11 protein-coding genes are annotated in these 18,950 nt (G+C 74.6%); 3 read left to right on the top strand and 8 right to left on the bottom strand.

The genetic code is table 11. From position 1 onward, the window contains the following. Window positions 1-17 precede the first annotated feature (17 nt). A complete protein-coding gene (gene mycP, locus CYQ11_RS23130; RefSeq protein ID WP_099200932.1) occupies window positions 18-1,271 on the bottom strand; it encodes a type VII secretion-associated serine protease mycosin in 1,254 nt (417 codons plus the stop codon). Window positions 1,272-1,277: 6 nt separating this feature from the next. After that, on the bottom strand, window positions 1,278-2,987 hold the full coding sequence (locus CYQ11_RS23125) for a type VII secretion protein EccB (RefSeq protein ID WP_099200933.1): 1,710 nt from the start codon (window positions 2,985-2,987) through the stop codon (window positions 1,278-1,280). Window positions 2,988-3,233: 246 nt separating this feature from the next. Here CYQ11_RS23125 and eccE point away from each other — a divergent pair, with 246 nt between their 5' ends. From eccE to CYQ11_RS23110, 3 genes are all read left to right on the top strand, one after another. Continuing rightward, a complete protein-coding gene (gene eccE / locus CYQ11_RS23120; RefSeq protein ID WP_099200934.1) occupies window positions 3,234-4,514 on the top strand; it encodes a type VII secretion protein EccE in 1,281 nt (426 codons plus the stop codon). Continuing rightward, a complete protein-coding gene (locus CYQ11_RS23115; RefSeq protein WP_099200935.1) occupies window positions 4,514-5,260 on the top strand; it encodes a hypothetical protein in 747 nt (248 codons plus the stop codon). Before eccE ends, CYQ11_RS23115 begins: the two co-directional genes overlap by 1 nt. Window positions 5,261-5,526: 266 nt before the next feature. Continuing rightward, complete coding sequence (locus CYQ11_RS23110) at window positions 5,527-8,331, top strand: SCO5717 family growth-regulating ATPase (protein WP_099200936.1); 2,805 nt, start codon at window positions 5,527-5,529, stop codon at window positions 8,329-8,331. 81 nt (window positions 8,332-8,412) lie between these two features. On the opposite strand, the gene CYQ11_RS23105 is transcribed toward CYQ11_RS23110, so the two are convergent. The 6 genes from CYQ11_RS23105 to infB form a co-directional block, all read right to left on the bottom strand. Then, window positions 8,413-9,378, bottom strand: a complete 966-nt coding sequence (locus tag CYQ11_RS23105; protein WP_099200937.1) for a bifunctional riboflavin kinase/FAD synthetase — start codon at window positions 9,376-9,378, stop codon at window positions 8,413-8,415. A gap of 52 nt (window positions 9,379-9,430) precedes the next feature. Beyond that, window positions 9,431-13,627, bottom strand: coding sequence for a S1 family peptidase (locus tag CYQ11_RS29720; protein WP_099200938.1), 4,197 nt, complete (start codon window positions 13,625-13,627; stop codon window positions 9,431-9,433). A 248-nt stretch (window positions 13,628-13,875) separates the two neighbouring features. Beyond that, the gene (gene truB / locus CYQ11_RS23095; protein ID WP_099200939.1) at window positions 13,876-14,778 is read right to left on the bottom strand and encodes a tRNA pseudouridine(55) synthase TruB; all 903 of its coding nucleotides are present in this window, start codon (window positions 14,776-14,778) and stop codon (window positions 13,876-13,878) included. Then, complete coding sequence (gene rbfA / locus CYQ11_RS23090) at window positions 14,775-15,242, bottom strand: 30S ribosome-binding factor RbfA (protein WP_099200940.1); 468 nt, start codon at window positions 15,240-15,242, stop codon at window positions 14,775-14,777. Before rbfA ends, truB begins: the two co-directional genes overlap by 4 nt. Before the next feature lie 54 nt (window positions 15,243-15,296). Then, entirely contained in the window at window positions 15,297-15,593 is a 297-nt protein-coding gene (locus tag CYQ11_RS23085; protein WP_099200941.1) for a DUF503 domain-containing protein, read from the bottom strand. Between the two features lie 150 nt (window positions 15,594-15,743). After that, window positions 15,744-18,788 (bottom strand): translation initiation factor IF-2, encoded by a 3,045-nt coding sequence (gene infB / locus CYQ11_RS23080; RefSeq protein ID WP_099200942.1) that lies wholly within the window; start codon window positions 18,786-18,788, stop codon window positions 15,744-15,746. Between the last annotated feature and the right edge of the window lie 162 nt (window positions 18,789-18,950).

The raw sequence follows: 18,950 nt of genomic DNA, 5'->3' as shown, positions 1-18,950 counted from the left end.
CGCCGGGGCGGGATGCCTCAAGCAGACCGGCGCTTGCGGTCACGGATGACGACGGCCACGCCCGCGATGAGGGCGACGAGGACTCCGCCGCCGCCCAGGGCGTAGGTGGCCAGGCGTTCCTTTCGCTCCTGGGGGGTCTCGCCCAGGGCGAGGGCGGGCAGGGTGGGGGGCCGTACGTCGCGTGCCGGGTTCTTGTCGACGGTGACCGCGTCGATGGGGTGGTCGTCCTCGGTGAGGGCGCGTACGGGGTCGACGACGCCCCAGCCGATGTAGCGGTCGTGGGCGTTGCCCGGGCGCTCGGCGGTCTGCTCGATCTGGGCGACGATCTGGTGCTGCTTCCAGTCGGGGTGCTTGGCGCGCAGGAGGGCGGCGACCCCGGCCACGTACGGGGCGGAGAAGCTGGTGCCGTTGTCGACGCACTGGCCGCCCTTGGGGACGGTGGAGACCATCTCGACGCCTGGTGCGGCGACCCCGACGAAGTCGCCGGGCTGGGAGAAGACGGCGCGTTCGTTGTTGCGGTCGGAGGCGGCGACGGCCAGGACGCCCTTGTAGGCGGCCGGGTACGTCTCCTTGACCGTTCCGTCGAGGCCGTCGTTGCCCGCGGAGGCGACCACGACGACGTCCTTGGCCAGGGCGTCCTTGACGGCCAGTTCCAGGTCGGAGTCGGGGCGCAGCGGCTTGGCGGTGTCCTGGGAGATGTTGATGACGTCCGCGCCGTCCGCGACGGCCTTGGCGATGCCCTGGGCGAGCGTCTTGGAGGTGCCGGTGCCCTTCTCGTCGTTCTGCCGGATCGAGATGACGACCGATTCCGGGGCGATGCCGACGAAGCCGGTGTCGGCCTGCGGGCGGGCGGCGATGATGCCGGCCACCTTGGTGCCGTGGCCGACGACGTCGTTGGTCTGCCCCTTGTTCTGGTCCTTGGCGTCGGAGAGCAGGTCGGCGCCGCTCTTGGTGTCGACGGCGTCCTTGAGCTGCGGGTTGCTGACGTCGACGCCGGTGTCGATGACGGCGACGCGCACGGGGCGTCCCTTGGCGTTGCGGCCCTTGGTGTCCTGCCAGAGCTGGTCGAGGATGACGCGCTGGAGCGACCAGGGCGTGCCCTTGATCGGCTTGGCGGGGTAGGTGCACTGGCCGCTGCCCGCGAGGGTCAGGCCGGTCGCCGGGCCGAGCGGCGCCGGAGCGGCGGCCGTCGTCAGGGCCGCCGCCGTCAGCAGCACCAGCGCGGCCCTGAGGGGCGCACGTCGGAGTGTGGTCACTGGTGGTGTCCTCATGCCGCTCTACGACCCCTGCGGCTGCGCGGCGCTGTTGGGGTCCAGCCGCGGTCCCGTCGGCAGGAAGCCGGACCAGTTGGCGGGCACGGGGACGGGGTCGACGCTCTGGTAGCCGAGCCGCATCTGGGCCTTGTTGACGTCCTGCGGGGCGGCGGGGGCGGGGCTCTGCTCCTGGCCGGCCTCGTCGTCGCCGGTCTTGTTCTGGTCCTTCTCGTCGCCGATCTTCGACTTGTCGGTGGCGCTGTCGTTGTTGGCCTGGACCGCGTAGCGCAGCCCGGTGTCGGTGACGAGGAAGACGGAACCGTTCTTCGTCTGACGCCCGGTCACCTGACGGTAGAGGATGCCGGACCCGGGGGTGACGTAGGCGCTGGTGGCGCCGTCGGGGATGGTGGCGGGGTAGTCGGTGCCCGCCCAGGTGCCCAGGTCCGGGGTGCCCTTGGAGTCGAGGCCGCCGAAGACGCTGCAGACGGTGTTGTTGGCCGTGCCGCCCCCGGCGGCCTCCGTGCCGTTGGCCTGGCGGGGCACGCGGGAGGGCCAGTGGTACTGGCCGTAGAACTCGTCGGCGTCGGGGGTGAAGGCCGAGGCGCTGACGCGCTCGGGGGTGCCCGCCTGGTTGAGCGAGGCCTCGGCCTTGCTGTTCAGGAGCAGCTTCGCGACGAACTCCGAGACGCGCTGGACCTTGCCCCGCAGCACGACGTAGTGCTGCATGCCCGTGCCCGTGGGCGCCTCCAGCACCATGCCGACGCGGTTGGCCTTGAGCGGCAGGGTGCGCACGCCGGCGTCGCCGCCGATCTGGCCCTGGATCTCGGGGAAGACGATGGGGGCGCCTTCCTTGAAGGTGGCCAGCCAGTCCTTGGTGACGCGCTGGGGCTGGGCACCGTCCTTGAAGATCGAACGGAGCAGGAGGTTGTACTCGGAGGCGTCGGACGCGTCGGCCGGCTTGCGCTCGGCGGCGGCCGCCGCGCTCCCCTGCTTTCCGTCCTGCTTTCCGTCCTTCTTGGCGTCGGCGCCCGGCTTGGCGTCGGGCGTCTCGGCCGGCTTGCGGTCGGCGCCGCCCAGCGCGTACTTCACGCCCTGCGGGTCGATCAGGTAACGGGTGTCGTCGGGGCCCTGGACGTACAGGGCCTGGTCGCCCCGCAGCCGCTGCGAACCGGTGAGCTTCTTGAGTTTGGGGTCGCGCTCGGCGAAGAGGAAGACGGCCTTCTGCGTGGTCTTGCCGTTGCCGCCCGGCTGTTCGCAGACCGCCCACTGCTTCTTCTTCCCGGCCTCGGCCGCGCTGGGCATGCGGTCGGGGGCGTAGGGGATGCCGAGCGTCGGGCCGCGCGGGATGTGGCCGTTGTCGAGCTCCGACTCCTTCACCTTGATGACGGAGGACTTCGGCTCCTTGAGGAGCAGCTTGGCGGAGGCCAGGTTGAGGACGGGGTGCAGCTGCTTCTTGCCGTCCGTCTTCAGCACGACGTAGCGCGTGGTGGAGTCGCTGCCGACGATGACGTGGGCGGCCACGTCGTCCCAGCCCTTGGGCGCGGTCGGCTTGAACATGCCCCAGGCGCCGAAGCCGGCGACGAGCAGCGCCCCGGTGACGATTCCGGGCAGGACGGTGCGCAGGACGCGCGGCGCCCCCTCCTCCGTGCCGGTGGGTGAGGGTTGCAGGAAGGCGGCGACAGTCCGCTTCCTCGCGAAGGTGTAGGCGTTGAGCTCATCCCGCCGTGATGCCATGTCGAGCTGCTTCTCCCCCGTTGGTTCGTGTGCTGCGATCGCCGCGCATGCCTCGCCCGGTTCGCCGGGTGCCGCCGCCCCGGGATCGCCCGCGGCGGCCGGTGCCGCCCTGTCGGTCCCGGTGTCGTACCGAGCCTCTACTATGCCCGTAGGTGATCGGCACACGACGTCCGGGGACTGTACCGGCAGGGAGACCGGACGGCTCCCCAGGGTGTTTTCCGGGTTATTTGAGGGGGCTTGAGGGCAATGGCTGCCGCCACGCGCATACGGGCTGGGAGCGGCCCGGGGGCCGGTGCGGACGCGGTCGTCCCCCGGCCCGCCCAGGGTCGCGGGGCGCTGGGACCGGTGCGGTTGCAGCAGCTCGTGCTGATCGAGGTGGCGGCGGCCCTGGTGCTCGCCGCCTGGGCGGCCGACCAGCTGCTGGTGCTGCCCGCGGCCGTGCTGGCCGTCGTCCTGCTGCTGTTGGCGCTGGTGCGCCGGGGCAGCCGGCCGGTCACCGAGTGGCTGACGTCGGCGGTGGCGCTGCGGCGCCGGGAGCGCCGGGCCGTGCCCGTGACCGCGGGGACGGACCCGCGCCTGGCCCCCGTGGTGGAGTGCGAGCCCGCCCTGCGGACCGAGTCCTTCACCGACCGCGAGCGGCGGACGGTCGGACTGGTCGGTGACGGCACGTTCGTGTCGGCGGTGCTGCGGATCGAGACCGTCGACCGGCCGCTGCGCGCCAACAGGGCGGAGCAGGCGCTGCCGCTGGGCCTGTTGCGCGACGCGATGGACGTCGACGGCATCCGGCTGGAGTCCGTGCAGGTCGTGCAGAGCGCCCTGCCCGCGCCCGCCCCGCACCTGCCCGCCCAGGGGCTGGCCACGCGCAACTACGCCCCCTTGCAGGAGCTCACGGGCTCACCCGCCGTCCGGCAGACCTGGGTGGCGCTCAAGCTCGACCCCGAACTGTGCGCGGAGGCCGTCGAGGCCCGCGGCGGCGGCGTGGAGGGCGCCCGGCTCTGTGTCCTTCGGGCGGCCAACCAGCTGGCGAGCCGGCTGGAGGGCGCCGACTTCACGGCGACCCTGCTGTCCGAGGACGCGCTGATAGCCGCCCTCGCGACGGCCGCCGACGTCAACCCCGCCGCCACCGCCCAGGCCGGCCGCGCGGGCGCTCCCACGCGCCGTACCGCGGAGACGCCGCGGGCCTGGCGGTGCGACGACCGCTGGCACACGACCTACTGGGTGGGCCGCTGGCCGCGGCTGGGCGGCGGCGCGGCCTCGCTGCCGCAGCTGGCCGCGCTCCTCACCTCGCTGCCCGCCCTGTCGACCACGCTGAGCCTGACGCTCGGCCGCGGCCGCAACGTGGACGGACTGCACGCTCCCACCCTCACCGGACACCTCCGGATATGCGGGCGCAGTGCGGACGAACTGGGCACGGTGCGACGCGAGTTGGAGCGAGCCGCCCGCGGCGTGAAGGTCGGTCTGGTGCGCCTGGACCACGAACAGGTGCCCGGCGTCCTCGCCACCCTGCCGCTGGGAGGAACACGTTGATGACCACCACTTCGCCCTCACCCGATCCGGCGGCCCCCGCGCGCCGGGCACGCCCCGGCTTCGGCCTCCTCGGCCCGCGGCGCGGCCGGCACGAGCTGCCGCCCGAGCAGTTCGAGACGCTGGCGCTGCCCGTCGGCGACGACGGAGTGGTCATCGGCGCCGACGAGCAGGGCGTGGCCGCCGTGCTGGGACTCGGCCGGCCCACCCCGTTCGACGTCGTCCTCGTGGGCGGCGCCTGGACAGCCCAGGTCATCGCGCTGCGCACGGTCGGCACGGGCGCCCGCGTCGCGGTCGAGACGGGACGGCGGCAGCTGTGGACCGGCCTCGCCCAGTCGGCCAACGGCGGCCAGCAGTGCGTCACCCTCCACGACGTCGGCCGGGTGCCCCCGCAGGGGCCGTCCGTGCACAGTCCCGTGCTCGTCGTCCGCGACTGCGGCGTGCGGCCCCCACGGGGCCGTGTCGCCAGCAGCCCCTGGCAGTCCGTGCTGACGCTGCTGCCCTACCTGAGCCCTATCGCCCCCCGGCTGATGGGCCACGCCGACCTCGTCGGCGTCCAGCGCGTCTCCCCCGACGAGGCGCGGCAGATCGGCCGTCTGATGCGTCTGTCGGCGACCGACGTCGAGGCGCTCTCCACGCTGCCCGACGGGGTCACGCTGTGGTGCACCCGCACGTCCCGCATGTACGTCGCCACGCAGCCGACGGAGCCCGAGACGGGGCTCCTCGGCGCGGCCCGGCGCATGGACTGACAGCACGGTGCGTGAGGACTGACAGCACGGTGTGTCCCGCCTTCCGCCGGGAAGCCTTGTTTCACCGAGGGGCGGTTGGTGGGGTGGGGGCGGGCCTGCCGCAGTGATGCGGACGGCGATTAGTCTGTATGAACGTACGCACTGGAGAACCCGGCGACGGGCCTGTCGCGTGACGGGCAGACAGGGACATCCGGGCGATCGGCGACAGGAACGGTCGGCCCCGCGGACGGATCCACGGGTGCCGGACCACACCAGCAGGAGGCATTGTGAGCAGCGATCGGGACGAGCTCCGCGCGGCCGGGAGGACAGCCGGCGAAGACCGGCCCGACGCCGAGCACGACCTTGACCACGAACCCGAGCACACGGGCGAGTTCACCATCGATTACACGCCGCCCGCGTGGTACACGCAGAGCGCGCCGCAGACCGGCGGCCCGGCCGCCGCGGCTCCGCCGCCCTCCGGCGACCCCCTGCCCCCGGCGCCGGCCGCGCCCGTGACCCCGGTGGCGTCCACGGCCGCCGCCGAGCCCGCACCGGCCGCCGCCGACACCGACTCCGGCTCCCCCGCCGGCACAGGTGACGTGCAGAGCCAGGCCACCATGCGGTTCTCGCCCGCCGCAGTGCGGGACGAAGTCGCCCAGCACGCCGAGGACTCGGACAAGCCGGGCGAAGCCGACGCCTCCGCCCCGGCCCCCGCCCCGTCGGACGAGGCCGCGCCCACGCCTCCGCCCGCGACCTCGCCGGCGGCCCCCGCGGACAGCTGGACGCCGGCCGCCGCGCCGGTCCCGCTGCCCCCGCTGCCCCCCGACTTCCCGCCCGCCGCTCCGGCGCCGGGCGGTGCCGCCGCCACCTGGCCGCCGGCCGCCCAGGCCCCGGCGCCGGCCGCCCCGTACACGCCGCATCCGGGCGCCCCCGCGGCCCCGGCCGCACCGCAGGGCGGTTACGGCTACCCCGCCCCCGCCGCGCCGGCTCCCGCAGCCGCCTTCCCCGTCGCCGCCCCCGCGCAGGCGAGCCCGGACGCGCGGCAGGACGACGTCCCGGTTCCGCACTCCGAGGCCGGGGACGCCGCGTCCTCCGACGCCCCGGCGGCGGAGGACGGGCCGTCGGCATCGCCGCAGGAGACGCAGGCGAAGGAGATGACGGCAGGAGAGACCGCCGGGGCGACGGCCGAAGCGGCAGCGCAGGACGGCGGGACGCCGGCCGACGAGAGCGCCCCGGCCGCCGCCCCCGCCACGGCCACGCCGGACACGGCGGACACACCGGAGACGGACGCGCCCGCCACTGCCGTGCCGCCGGGCAACTCCCCCACGCCCCCGGGCGGTTACGGCTACCCCGGCCCGGGCGGCGCCCCCGCCCCGGCCCCCGCCGCACCGCAGGCGCCGGCCATGCCGCCGGCGGCCCCCCAGGGCGGCTACGGCTACCCCACCCCCGCCGCTCCCCAGGCCGGTTACGGCTACCCGGCCCCGGGTGTCCCGAACGGCTACCCCACGGCCACCCCGCCGGCCCCCCACGCCCCCGCAGCACACGGCGGTTACGGCTATCCCGGGCCCGGCGCCCCCGCGCCCCAGCCCACCCCCGGCTTCCCGTACCCCGCCGGTGACCAGCCCGGCGCGCTGCCCCCGGCCGCGTACCCCGGGTTCCCCGGCCAGCAGGCCCCCGCACAGCCGGTGCCCGGCCAGCCGTTCCCCGGCGCCCCCGGCCCGTACGCGCCCCACCCCGGTGCGCCCGCGCCGTTCCCCGGCACCGAAGGAGCCCCGCAGGCCCCGCAGCCGCAGCAACCGCAGCCCCAGCCCGGCGCGCTGCCTCCCGCCGTGCACCCGGCACAGGCCGAGGCGGCCCCCGCCGCCCACCCCGGCTACCCCGGGCACGCCGGCTACCCCGGCCAGCCTGACGGCGCCGGCTCCCCCGTCGACCCCCGGACCGGCGGCTGGCCCACCGTGACGCCCGAGCAGCGGCAGCGTTCCGTGCACGGCGCGCCCCTGGGCTACACGGCGGCCGTGGAGCTGTCCTCGGAGCGGCTGCTCAAGGGCAAGCCCAAGCCGAAGAAGCAGAGCGCCGGCACCCGGTTCAAGTTCGGCGGCAAGAAGGAGGAGGCCGAGCGGCAGCGCAAGCTGGAGCTGATCCGCACGCCCGTGCTCTCCTGCTACCGCATCGCGGTGATCAGCCTCAAGGGCGGCGTCGGCAAGACGACCACCACCACCGCGCTCGGCTCGACGCTCGCCAGCGAGCGGCAGGACAAGATCCTCGCGATCGACGCCAACCCCGACGCCGGCACGCTCGGCCGCCGCGTACGACGGGAGACGGGAGCCACGATCCGTGACCTCGTCCAGGCGATCCCGCACCTCAACAGCTACATGGACATCCGCCGTTACACCTCCCAGGCGCCCTCCGGACTGGAGATCATCGCCAACGACGTGGACCCGGCCGTCTCCACCACGTTCAACGACGAGGACTACCGCCGCGCCATAGACGTGCTGGGCAGGCAGTACCCGATCATCCTCACCGACTCGGGCACCGGTCTCCTCTACAGCGCCATGCGCGGAGTCCTGGACCTCGCCGACCAGTTGATCATCATCTCCACGCCGTCGGTCGACGGTGCGAGCAGCGCGAGCACGACGCTCGACTGGCTCGCGGCACACGGCTACGGCGACCTGGTCTCCCGCAGCATCACCGTCATCTCCGGCGTCCGTGAGACCGGCAAGATGATCAAGGTGGAGGACATCGTGTCGCACTTCGAGACCCGCTGCCGCGGTGTCGTCGTCGTGCCGTTCGACGAGCACCTCGCGGCGGGCGCGGAGGTCGACCTCGACATGATGCGGCCGAAGACCCGCGAGGCGTACTTCAACCTGTCCGCCATGGTCGCCGAGGACTTCGTCCGCGCCCAGCAGCAACAGGGCCTGTACGCCGCTCCCCACCAGGCCCCGCCGGTGCCGGGGGCGTACGCGCCCGAGGCCGTGCAGGCGGGCCAGCCCGCTCCGGCCCCCGGTCCGTACCACCCGTACGGCGCCGGTCAGCCGCAGCCGGGCCCGTACCCCCAGCAGGACGGCGGCTGGCCCATGCCGCCGCAGCAGTAGGACAGGGAAGAGGGCCCCGGGCGGGCGCGGTGACCGCGCCCGCCCGGGGCCCTCTTCGTCCGTACCGGCGGTGTGCGGGTGTCAGCCCGCGACCACGGCCGCCTCGTGCGCCGCCACCAGCTCGCGGGAGCGCTTCACGTCGTCGGCCATGCACTCCAGCAGCGCCTCGATGGAGTCGAACTTCTCCATCCCGCGCAGGTAGGCCAGGAAGTCGACGGCCGCGTGCAGCCCGTACAGCTCAAGGCCGACCCGGTCGATCGCATAGGCCTCCACCGTGCGCTCGGTGGCGTCGAACTGGACGTTCGTACCGACCGAGATGGCGGCGGGCATCGCCTCGCCCGCCACGGTCAGCCAGCCCGCGTAGACCCCGTCCGCCGGGATCGCCGTGTGCGGGAGCGTCTCCACGTTGGCCGTGGGGAAGCCCAGCTCGCGGCCGCGCTGCGCGCCGCGGACCACGACGCCCTCGACGCGGTGCGGACGGCCCAGGATCTCCATCGCGCCCGCGACGTCGCCCTCGGCGACCAGGCGCCGGGTGAGCGTCGAGGAGAACGGCTGCCCGCCCCCGGCCTCGCCCGACACGTACAGGTCGACGACCTCGACGTCGTAGTCGTACGTCGTGCCGAGCTTCTTGAGGAACTCGACGTCGCCGGCCGCCCGGTGGCCGAAGCGGAAGTTGGGGCCCTCGACGACGAGCTTCGCGTGCAGCTTGTCGACCAGCGCCTTCACCACGAAGTCGGCGGGCGAGAGCCGCGAGAACTCCGCCGTGAACGGCAGGATCAGCATCGCGTCCACACCCAGCTCCGCCACCAGCTCCGCACGCCGGTGGTGCGGTGCCAGCAGCGGCGGGTGGCTGCCCGGCCGGACGACCTCGCTGGGGTGCGGGTCGAAGGTCACCACGACCGACGGCACCCCCAGCTCGCGCGCCCGGTCCACGGCCCGGCCGATGATCAGCTGGTGCCCCCGGTGCACCCCGTCGTACGAGCCGATGGTGACGACGCTGCGCCCCCAGTCCTGGGGGATGTCCTCCAAGCCACGCCAGCGCTGCACTGTGCCCGCTCCTCGCCCGAACCCGAACCTTTGTCTGTCTGATGACGCAGGACTAAGAGTGCCATGCCGGTTGTCTGCGCCCCGCATCGGCCGGTGTACCGGTCGTCACGTCCGCCGGGTCCGCGGGTTCCTTCGAGTCCCCCTTGCCCCTCCCGTCTCCCTTCTCGCGTCCAGCGGTCAGCCTGATCCGTGCGCTCGGGCCCACGACCACGGCCCACTGGGCGGGCGCGGATTTCAGCCAGCCGCGAACCTGGTCGCCGAAGACCGGCACCTCCCTGGCCAGCTGGGTCAGCCGCCGGTCGAAGCAGGCCGCGCCCTCGGGTGTGCGGGCCATCAGCAGTCCCGTGCGGTGGACGAGGTCACGGGTGCGGGCCTCGGTGCGCTCGGCGGCGCCCTCGGCCACGGCGCGCAGCAGCGTGTCGAGGACCGTGACCTCGCGCTCGTACGGCCCGTACTCCTCGCGCTCCATCAGCACCTCCAGCAGCTCCTGGCGCAGCGGGCGCGACAGGGGGGTGCCGGGGGACGCCAGGACCGGCGCCAGGGCGCGGCGGACGTGGGCGGGACGCGTACGCACCAGGTCCACGACGAGCGGGAAGAGCACGGCGCGGGCGGCGGGTCCCTCCTCCAGCCGCCGGTCGACGAACGCGGCGGCGTTCTGCGCGCCCTCGGGGCGGTGCTCGACGTGCTCGCGCACCAGTGCCGCGACGCGGCGGGCCAGCGCGGGGGCGGTGACGCCCGCGAGGGTGCGCAGGACGGCGGCGGGCCGCTCCCCCGGCTCGTACAGGCGGGCCCGGAAGGCGGCCAGCACGGGCTCGGGATGGGTGGCCAGGGCCGGGGCCAGCACCTGGGGCGTCAGGTGGTGGTCGCCGGCGGCGAAGCGGGCGAGCGCCTGCGGCAGGTGCCTGGCCCTGGTCTCCCGGTCCCCGACGAGCAGGGCGAGCGCCGTGCCGTGGAGGGCGACCTCGGAGGGGCGGTCGAGCATGGCGAGCGCGGAGAAGCGCAGCAGCTCCCGGTCGGCCTCCGTGGTGACGTGGGGCGCGGCCTTGAGGCCGTACGCGGCGGCGGCGACGTGCCGCTCGACGCGCTCGTCGTGGGCCCAGCGGTCGACGGCCCGGCAGAGCGCCGAGGGCTCGTCCTCGGCGAGGTCGGACAGCAGTTCGTCGGCGCGGGGGTGCCCCGCCTCGACGAGCGCCTCGGCGAGGTCGTCGATGGCGCGCCGGCGGTGGGTGTGGAGGAGGGCCTGGGCCGCGGTGGAGACGGTGAGCTTCACGCCGTCGGCCTCGGGGGCCGTCTGCAGGGGCCGGTCGTCGGTGAACCAGCGGCAGATCAGGGGCTGGGCGGCGCAGGGGTCCGTGGTCAGGAGCCCGGCGACGGCCGTGAGGAAGCGGTCGGCCTGCGGCGGGCCGGGCTGGTCGTCCCCCGCCTCCCCGGCGGTCCGCTGGCCGGGGACGGTGGCCGTGCGGGCGGTGGCGGCGGCGTCCTCGCCGCGCCGGCGGGTGCCGGGGCGCCTGGTCTGGCCGGGGACGCGCGCGCCGGTGCCGGCGGCGACGGGGGCCGGCTGGTCGTCGTCTCCGGCCGGCCGGTCCTCGCCGGGCTCGCCCTCCGTCGCTTCCAGGGCGCGCCGCCCGGTGGGCTCCGCGTCGTCCGGCCCCCGGTCCGGGGCCGCGCCGGGAGGCGGGCCGTCGGCCGGGAGCAGGATGCGCAGCAGTTCCAGCCGGTCGGCGAGCCGCAGGGGCAGCCGGAGCCAGAACCAGGGACCGAATTCGGCGAGGCCGCCCAGCTTGTGGGCGTCCTCGCCGTCGAAACCGCCCACGGCGAGCGAGCGAGCGGTGACGCGCTCGGCGAGCAGGCGCAGCACGCAGAGATAGGGCGTGGCGTCGGGCACGCGCAGCAGCGCCTCGCCGAGGAGGTGCGCGGCCCACCAGGAGGGGTCGCTGACGGCCCGGACGCTCTCGTCCCGCGCGGCCGCGTCCTTCCGCGCCGCCGCCCCCTTCCGCTGGTCCGCCGCGCTCGCGGCCTGCGTCGCCAGGCCCTTGTCGCCGCTCGTGGCGGTCCTGTCGGCGGTCCGCGTCCGGCCCGTCGTCTTCTCGGCGCGCTGGGCGAGGGTCTCCACGGCGTGGACCAGGGCGCTGAGGCGGCGGGACAGCTCCGTGGGGCCCGAGCGGCGGGCCAGCAGGAGGAGGGCCTGGAGCACGGGCCCGATGCGGTGGCGGGGCACCGGCAGGAGGGTGGGGGGCTCCGGCCGGTCGCCGCGTTTGCGCCGGCGGGCGGCCCCCGGCCGGCCCGCGGCGGCGGAGCCGGGCGGGGGCGGCACATGGCCCTTGGGGGCGGGGGCCGGCCCGCCGCCCGAGCGGGACGGCAGCCGGACGGCGGCCTCGGCGGGCGGGCCCTCCGGCTCGTACCAGCGGTGGACGAGGGCGTGCAGCGCGGCGTCGAGGTCGAGGTGCGCGCCCTGCAGCCAGTCGGCGAACTCCTCGTGGGCGAAGCGGTACCCGGCGCCGGCCGGGACGAGGAGGCCCTCGGTGAGCACCGCGGACGCCCAGCCCGTGCGCCAGGGGAACAGTTCCTCGAACGCCTCCCGCTCCAGCTCCCCCTGGCCCGGGCCGAGGCAGCGCCGGGCCGCCTCGTGGACCTGGCCGGCGACCCGCGCCGCCAGGCGCCGGACCGCCGGGCCGCGCAGGGGCGGCCGGCGGGCGGCGGCCAGCCGCACGGCGATGCGCAGGCAGACGAGGTCGAGGTAGGCGGTGAAGACGTCCCACCGGTCGGGGGCGGCCTCGCCGCTGCCGCCGGCGCCCTCCGTGCCGTCGGGCAGCGCCGCGCGGATCTCCGCGAGGAGGCGCAGGGTGAGGGGGTGGTCGGCGTCGGCGGGGTCGATCGCGTCCGGCGGGATGGCGTGGGACGCCCGGACCTCGGCGGCCTGGGCCGGGGTGAGGTCGGCGATCCGGGTGCAGGGCGGCAGGGCGGGGCCCGAGGTGGCGGGCGGGGCGCAGTGGCCGCCGGGGGCGTGGAGGGCGCCGGCCGGGAAGAGGGCGCCCGCCGTCTCCCAGTGCTCGGGGCGGCAGGCGACGATGAGCCGGGCGGAGTGGCGGCGCAGCCACCGCGCGGTGGCGGCCGTCCATTCGGGCAGGCCGTGCGCGAGGACGGGCGGCATCTCCTCGGGGCCGTCGAGGAGGACGAGCAGCGGGCGGCCCATGCGGCGGGCCAGCTCGGCGACGGACTCGGGGGTGGCGGCCGCGGTGTCCCCGATGGTGCCGCCGGGGCCGGCCGAGGCGGTGACGATCCGGCCGGCGGCCTTCAGGGCCCGCTCGATCGCGTCGCGCACGCTCTCGTCGCCGACCATGAGGTCCGCGCCCCGCAGCCAGAGCGTGGGGGCGGGCTCGGCGCCGCGCGCCCGGCGGCCGGCGAGCGCGCCCAGCTCCGTCGTCCGGCCCGTGCCGGGATCGCCCACCAGGCCCAGCACGTACGGCTCGGTCGCGTCGCCCGGCTCCACGTCGAGGAAGCGGGCGAACTCGCGCTCGGTCTCGGGGCGCTCCACGGGGTCGCGCCAGACGCGGGGGGTGACGACCGACCCCAGGGCGGTGGCGGTGAGCTGGAGCGCGCCGGCGAGGTTGAGGTCGGGGCCGTAGGCGGGGACGGTGGCGGCGTTGCGGTCGAGGACCGCGGCGAGGGGGCCGCCGGGCGCGGCCAGGGCGGCGGCGCGCAGGGGGATGGCGAAGCCGGAGGCCCGGCGCTCGGCCTGGAGCGCGGTACCGAGGACGGCGACGACCGCCCCGGTGGTGGCGTCGAAGACGGGGCCGCCGGTGGCCTCCTCGCCCAGCCGCAGGCCCGCGCGCTCGGAGAGCGACAGCTCGAGCGCGGTACCGAGCAGGTGGAAGCGGTCCGTGGCGGTGTAGGTGACCGGCACGTCCCCGACGACCCGTGCGCTCTGCCAGAGGCCGGCGCGCAGCCGGACCTCCTTGCCGCCCTCCACCCGCTCGGCCGCGGCGACGGGCAGCGGGGGGACGCACAGGCCCTCGGTCCGCACGAGGGCCAGGTCGAACTCGGGCAGGACGGTGACGTTCTCGGCGCCGACGACGCAGGTCAGCTCCCCTTGCGCGTGCAGCACGAGGCGCGCGAGGCCGTCGACCGCCTCGTGGCTGGTGATCAGTGTGCCGCGGTCGTCCAGCAGGAATCCCGTGCCCCTCGCCCGCCCGGCGAGGTCGCGGATGCGTACCAGCGACTCTTCGGCATCGGCCCGCCGACCGTTCATCCGTCGAACCTCCCCGCCGTGCTCGTACACACGACGGTAGGCAGCGGATGATCGGCGAAACCAGGTCTCAGGCTGAACGCGCCCCCTTCCACCCCCGTGGTTCACTCCGAGCGCCTGCCCGTTGGGGTGAATCATCCGTCCCGGATGGATAGAGACCAGTGGGAGGGGGATCGTGGGTCGGGGAGCGCGTGGATCACACGCTCCCCGCCCCACGGTGTGCGGTACCGCCGGGCCCGCGGCGGACGCCGTCAGGCGAGGACGAGCAGGCTCTTGGCCTTGCCGCCCTGGTCCTCGATCAGGGCGAGGAAGCGGCCGTCCGGCCCGAAGACCGCGATCGGTCCCGTGGAGCCGAAGGCGGGGATCTTGATCCGGACGCCGTTGCCCAGCAGACGGGCCTGCTGCTCGTTCACGTCCCAGCGGTGGAAGGCGGCCGAGGCGGCCTCCTCGACGGGCATGACGGTCAGCTCCTGCTGGAGCTGGTCGAGCGTGCGGGCGTCGCCGATCCGGTACGGGCCGACGCGGGTGCGCCGCAGCGCGGTGAGGTGGCCGCCGACGCCCGTGTCCGCACCCAGGTCCCGGGCCAGCGCCCGGACGTAGGTGCCGGAGGAGCAGACGACGGAGACCAGCAGGTCCTGCACCGGCGTGCCGTCCGCCGCCTCGGCGGCGTGCACGGCGTGCACGGTGAAGGCGGAGACCGTCACCGGGCGGGCGGGGATCTCGAAGTCCTCGCCCTCGCGTGCCCGCTTGTACGAGCGCTTGCCGTCGATCTTGATGGCGCTGACCTTGGACGGGACCTGCATGATGGCGCCGGTGAGCTTGGCGACGCCGGCGTCGACGGCCTCACGGGTGACCGCCGAGGCGTCGACGGAGGAGGTGATCTCCCCCTCGGCGTCGTCGGTCACCGTGTTCTGCCCGAGCCGGATGGTCGCCACGTACTCCTTCTCGGTCAGCGCGAGGTGACCGAGGAGCTTGGTGGCCCGCTCGATGCCGAGGACGAGCACACCGGTCGCCATCGGGTCGAGCGTCCCCGCGTGACCGATGCGCCGGGTGCGGGCGATGCCGCGCATCTTGGCGACGACGTCGTGCGAGGTGAAACCGGCCGGCTTGTCGACGACGATCAGGCCGTCCGGGCCGCTGTACTTCTCCTTCATTCGGCGGCGGCGTCCTTGTCGGTCCCGGTGGCCTCGTCGTCCTCGCCCGGCTTGCGGTACGGGTCGGCCTCGCCGGCGTAGGTGGCGCCGGAGGAGGCCTGGCGCACCTGGGCGTCCGAGGCGCGCGCCCGGTCGAGGAGGTCTTCGATGGTCCGGGCGTTGTCCGGCAGGGCGTCCGCCACGAAGGTCAGCGTCGGCGTGAACTTGGTGCCCGCCGCCCGGCCGACCTCGGAGCGCAGGATGCCCTTGGCGCTCTCCAGGCCCGCGGCCGCGCTGGCACGCTCCTCGTCGTCGCCGTAGACCGTGTAGAAGACCGTGGCCTCCCGCAGGTCGCCGGTCACCCGGGTGTCCGTGATGGTCACATGCGAGCCGAGCCGCGGGTCCTTGATTCCGCGCTGCAGCTTCTGGGCGATCACCTCGCGAATGAGGTCCGCCAGCCTCTTCGCCCGCGCGTTGTCGGCCACTGGTCCTTCTCCTTCTCGTCTTCCACCATTGTGCTTGCGGCGACCGCCGACCGCTCAGTCGTCGTCGTCGCCGTGGAACCGCCGCCGTACCGACAGCAGCTCCACTTCGGGCCGTGCGGCGACCAGGCGCTCGCAGCGGTCCAGTATGTCCGTGAGGTGCCCCGCGTCCCCGGAGACCGCCGCCACACCGATCGTGGCCCGGCGGTAGAGGTCCTGGTCGCCCACCTCCGCCACGCTGACCGCGTACTTGCGGTGCAGCTCGGCGACGATCGGGCGGACGACGGAGCGCTTCTCCTTCAGCGACCGGACGTCGCCGAGGAGCAGGTCGAAGGACAGTGTCCCTACATACATGCGTGACGGGTGAAGCCCACCCGGGAGGCGTGTGGCGCACCCCGGTCCGGGGGTGCGTGTTGGGTACGACCCTTCGAACCGTACACGCAACGGCCGGGGCCGATCGACGGAAATATGATCCGCCGACCGGCCCCTGTCGAGCTATGCGATTCAGCCGCGCGGCTTCTCGCGCATCTCGTACGTCGCGATGACGTCGTCGATCTTGATGTCGTTGAAGTTTCCGAGGTTGATACCGCCCTCGAAGCCTTCGCGGATCTCGGTGACGTCGTCCTTGAAGCGACGCAGACCGACGATGTTGAGCTCCTCCGCGATGACCTTGCCGTCGCGGATGAGGCGCGCCTTGGTGTTGCGCTTGACCTCGCCGGAGCGGATGAGGACACCCGCGATGTTGCCCAGCTTGGACGAGCGGAAGATCTCGCGGATCTCCGCCGTACCGAGCTCGACCTCTTCGTACTCCGGCTTCAGCATGCCCTTCAGGGCCGCCTCGATCTCCTCGATCGCCTGGTAGATGACCGAGTAGTACCGGACGTCGACGCCCTCGCGCTCGGCCATCTGCGTGGCACGGCCCTCGGCGCGGACGTTGAAGCCGATGACGATGGCGTCGGAGCCGGTCGCCAGGTTGATGTCCGACTCGGTGACCGCACCCACACCGCGGTGCAGGATGCGGATGTCGACCTCTTCACCGACGTCGAGCTGGAGCAGCGAGGACTCGAGAGCCTCCACCGAACCGGACGCGTCGCCCTTGATGATGATGTTGAGGTCCTGCACCAGGCCGGCCTTGAGCACCTTGTCGAGGTCCTCGAGGGACACCCGGCGGGTGCGCTTGGCGAAGGCGGCGTTGCGCTCACGCGCAGCGCGCTTCTCGGCGATCTGGCGAGCCGTGCGGTCCTCGTCGACGACGAGGAAGTTGTCGCCGGCGCCCGGGACGTTGGTCAGACCGAGGACGAGGACCGGGGTCGACGGACCCGCCTCTTCCACGTTCTGGCCCTTGTCGTCGAGCATCGCGCGGACACGGCCGTAGGCGTCACCGGCGACCATCGTGTCGCCGACGCGGAGGGTACCGCGCTGGACGAGCACGGTGGCCACGGCGCCGCGGCCACGGTCGAGGTGGGCCTCGATCGCGATGCCCTGCGCGTCCTGCTCCGCGTTGGCGCGCAGGTCGAGCGAGGCGTCCGCGGTGAGGATCACGGCCTCCAGCAGGCTGTCGATGTTCAGACCCTGCTTGGCGGAGATGTCGACGAACATGGTGTCGCCGCCGTACTCCTCGGCCACCAGACCGAACTCGGTGAGCTGACCGCGCACCTTGGTCGGGTCGGCACCCTCGACGTCGATCTTGTTGACCGCGACCACGATCGGCACGTCGGCCGCCTTGGCGTGGTTCAGGGCCTCGATCGTCTGCGGCATGACACCGTCGTTGGCCGCCACCACGAGGATCGCGATGTCGGTCGACTTCGCACCACGGGCACGCATGGCGGTGAACGCCTCGTGACCCGGGGTGTCGATGAAGGTGATCTTGCGCTCTTCGTCGTTGACCTCGGTCGCGACCTGGTAGGCACCGATGTGCTGGGTGATGCCACCGGCCTCGCCCGCGACCACGTTGGTCTTGCGGATGGCGTCGAGCAGTCGCGTCTTACCGTGGTCGACGTGACCCATGACGGTCACGACCGGCGGACGCGCGACGAGCATCTCCTCGCCGCCCTCGTTCTCACCGAACTCGATGTCGAACGACTCGAGCAGCTCGCGGTCCTCCTCCTCGGGGCTCACGATCTGAACGGTGTAGTTCATCTCGCCGCCGAGGAGCTGCAGCGTCTCGTCCGAGACGGACTGCGTGGCCGTGACCATCTCGCCGAGGTTCATCATCACGGCGACGAGCGACGCCGGGTTGGCGCCGATCTTCTCCGCGAAGTCGGTGAGGGAGGCACCGCGCGACAGGCGAATGGTCTCGCCGCCGCCGCGGGGCAGCATCACGCCGCCGACCGACGGGGCCTGCATGGCCTCGTACTCCTGGCGCCGCTGACGCTTGGACTTGCGGCCACGACGGGCCGGACCGCCGGGACGGCCGAAGGCACCCTGCGTGCCACCACGGGCACCGGGACCGCCGGGACGACCGCCGAAGCCCGGACGACCGCCGCCGAAGCCGCCGCCGCCACCGGGGCCACCGCCACCGGGACGACCGGCGAAGCCGCCGCCGCCACCGGGACGACCGCCGCCGCCGGGACCGGCCGGACGACCGGCGAAGCCGGGACGACCGGCACCGCCGCCGGGACGACCGGCACCGCCGCCGCCGGGACCGCGACCGCCGCCGCCGGGGCCCGGACGCGGGCCGGCAGCGGGACGCTGCGGCATCATGCCCGGGTTCGGACGGTTACCGGCGGGCGCGCCGGGACGCGGGGCGCCACCGGGAGCCTGCGGACGGGGCATGCCGCCGGGGGTCGGACGGGCACCGCCCTGACCCTGCGGACGCGGGGCACCGCCGGGGCCGCCCTGCGGACGCGGGCCGCCGGGGCCGGCCTGGCCGCCGGGACGCGGGGCGCCACCGGGACGGGGGGCCTGCGGGCGGGCCATGCCGGTGGAGCCACCGGAGGTGAAGGGGTTGTTGCCCGGACGGGGACCGGCCGGACGGGCGCCACCGGGACGCGGGGCACGCTCACCGGGACCACCCGGGCGCGGGGCGCGCTCGGGACGGCCGCCGTCACGCTGGCCGGCGGGACCCGGACGGGCGCCGCCGGGGCGCGGGCCGGGGGTGACGCCGGGCTTGGGCGCGGACGGCGCGGGGGCCGACGGCGGAGCCTGGAACTCGGGCTGCGCGGGCGCGGCCGGAGCGGGCTTGGGCGCCGCGGGACCGGGCTTCGGGCCGGGGCGCGGGGCGGGCGACGGCGCGGGGCCGGCGCTCGCGGGCTTGGGGGTGGGGGCCGCGGCCGGCTTGGCCGGGGCGGCGGGACGGGCCTGGGCGCCCGGAGTGGGGGCACCAGGCTTCGCGGGCGCAGCCTTGCGCGGCGCCGCGGGCTTCGCAGCGGGCTTACCGGCGTTGCCACCGGGACCCTGCAAAGCGTCGGTCAGCTTACGGACGACCGGCGCCTCGATGGTCGAGGACGCCGAACGGACGAATTCACCAAGTTCTTGGAGCTTGGCCATGACGACCTTGCTCTCGACTCCGAACTCCTTGGCGAGTTCGTATACCCGGACCTTAGCCACTTCGCTCCTTCTAGGTCCGGGTTGTCCACCGGACCGTCGCTACTTCATGGGCGTACTCATCGCGTACTCATCGAGTGCTCATCGCAATCTCGACCTACTTCCAACTCGCGAGGTACCTGACTGCACGGATACCCGTGCCTGGGACATCCCCGCAGAGGCGGG

Source organism: Streptomyces cinnamoneus, assembly GCF_002939475.1.
Lineage (GTDB): Bacteria > Actinomycetota > Actinomycetes > Streptomycetales > Streptomycetaceae > Streptomyces > Streptomyces cinnamoneus_A.
This window is presented reverse-complemented; position numbering and strand designations above follow the sequence as displayed.

Coding starts and splice junctions, on each gene's coding strand:
- mycP (WP_099200932.1), bottom strand. CDS start 1,271: ATGAGGACACCACCAGTGACCACACTCCGACGTGCGCCCCTCAGGGCC.
- CYQ11_RS23125 (WP_099200933.1), bottom strand. CDS start 2,987: ATGGCATCACGGCGGGATGAGCTCAACGCCTACACCTTCGCGAGGAAG.
- eccE (WP_099200934.1), top strand. CDS start 3,234: ATGGCTGCCGCCACGCGCATACGGGCTGGGAGCGGCCCGGGGGCCGGT.
- CYQ11_RS23115 (WP_099200935.1), top strand. CDS start 4,514: ATGACCACCACTTCGCCCTCACCCGATCCGGCGGCCCCCGCGCGCCGG.
- CYQ11_RS29720 (WP_099200938.1), bottom strand. CDS start 13,627: ATGAACGGTCGGCGGGCCGATGCCGAAGAGTCGCTGGTACGCATCCGC.
- truB (WP_099200939.1), bottom strand. CDS start 14,778: ATGAAGGAGAAGTACAGCGGCCCGGACGGCCTGATCGTCGTCGACAAG.
- CYQ11_RS23085 (WP_099200941.1), bottom strand. CDS start 15,593: ATGTATGTAGGGACACTGTCCTTCGACCTGCTCCTCGGCGACGTCCGG.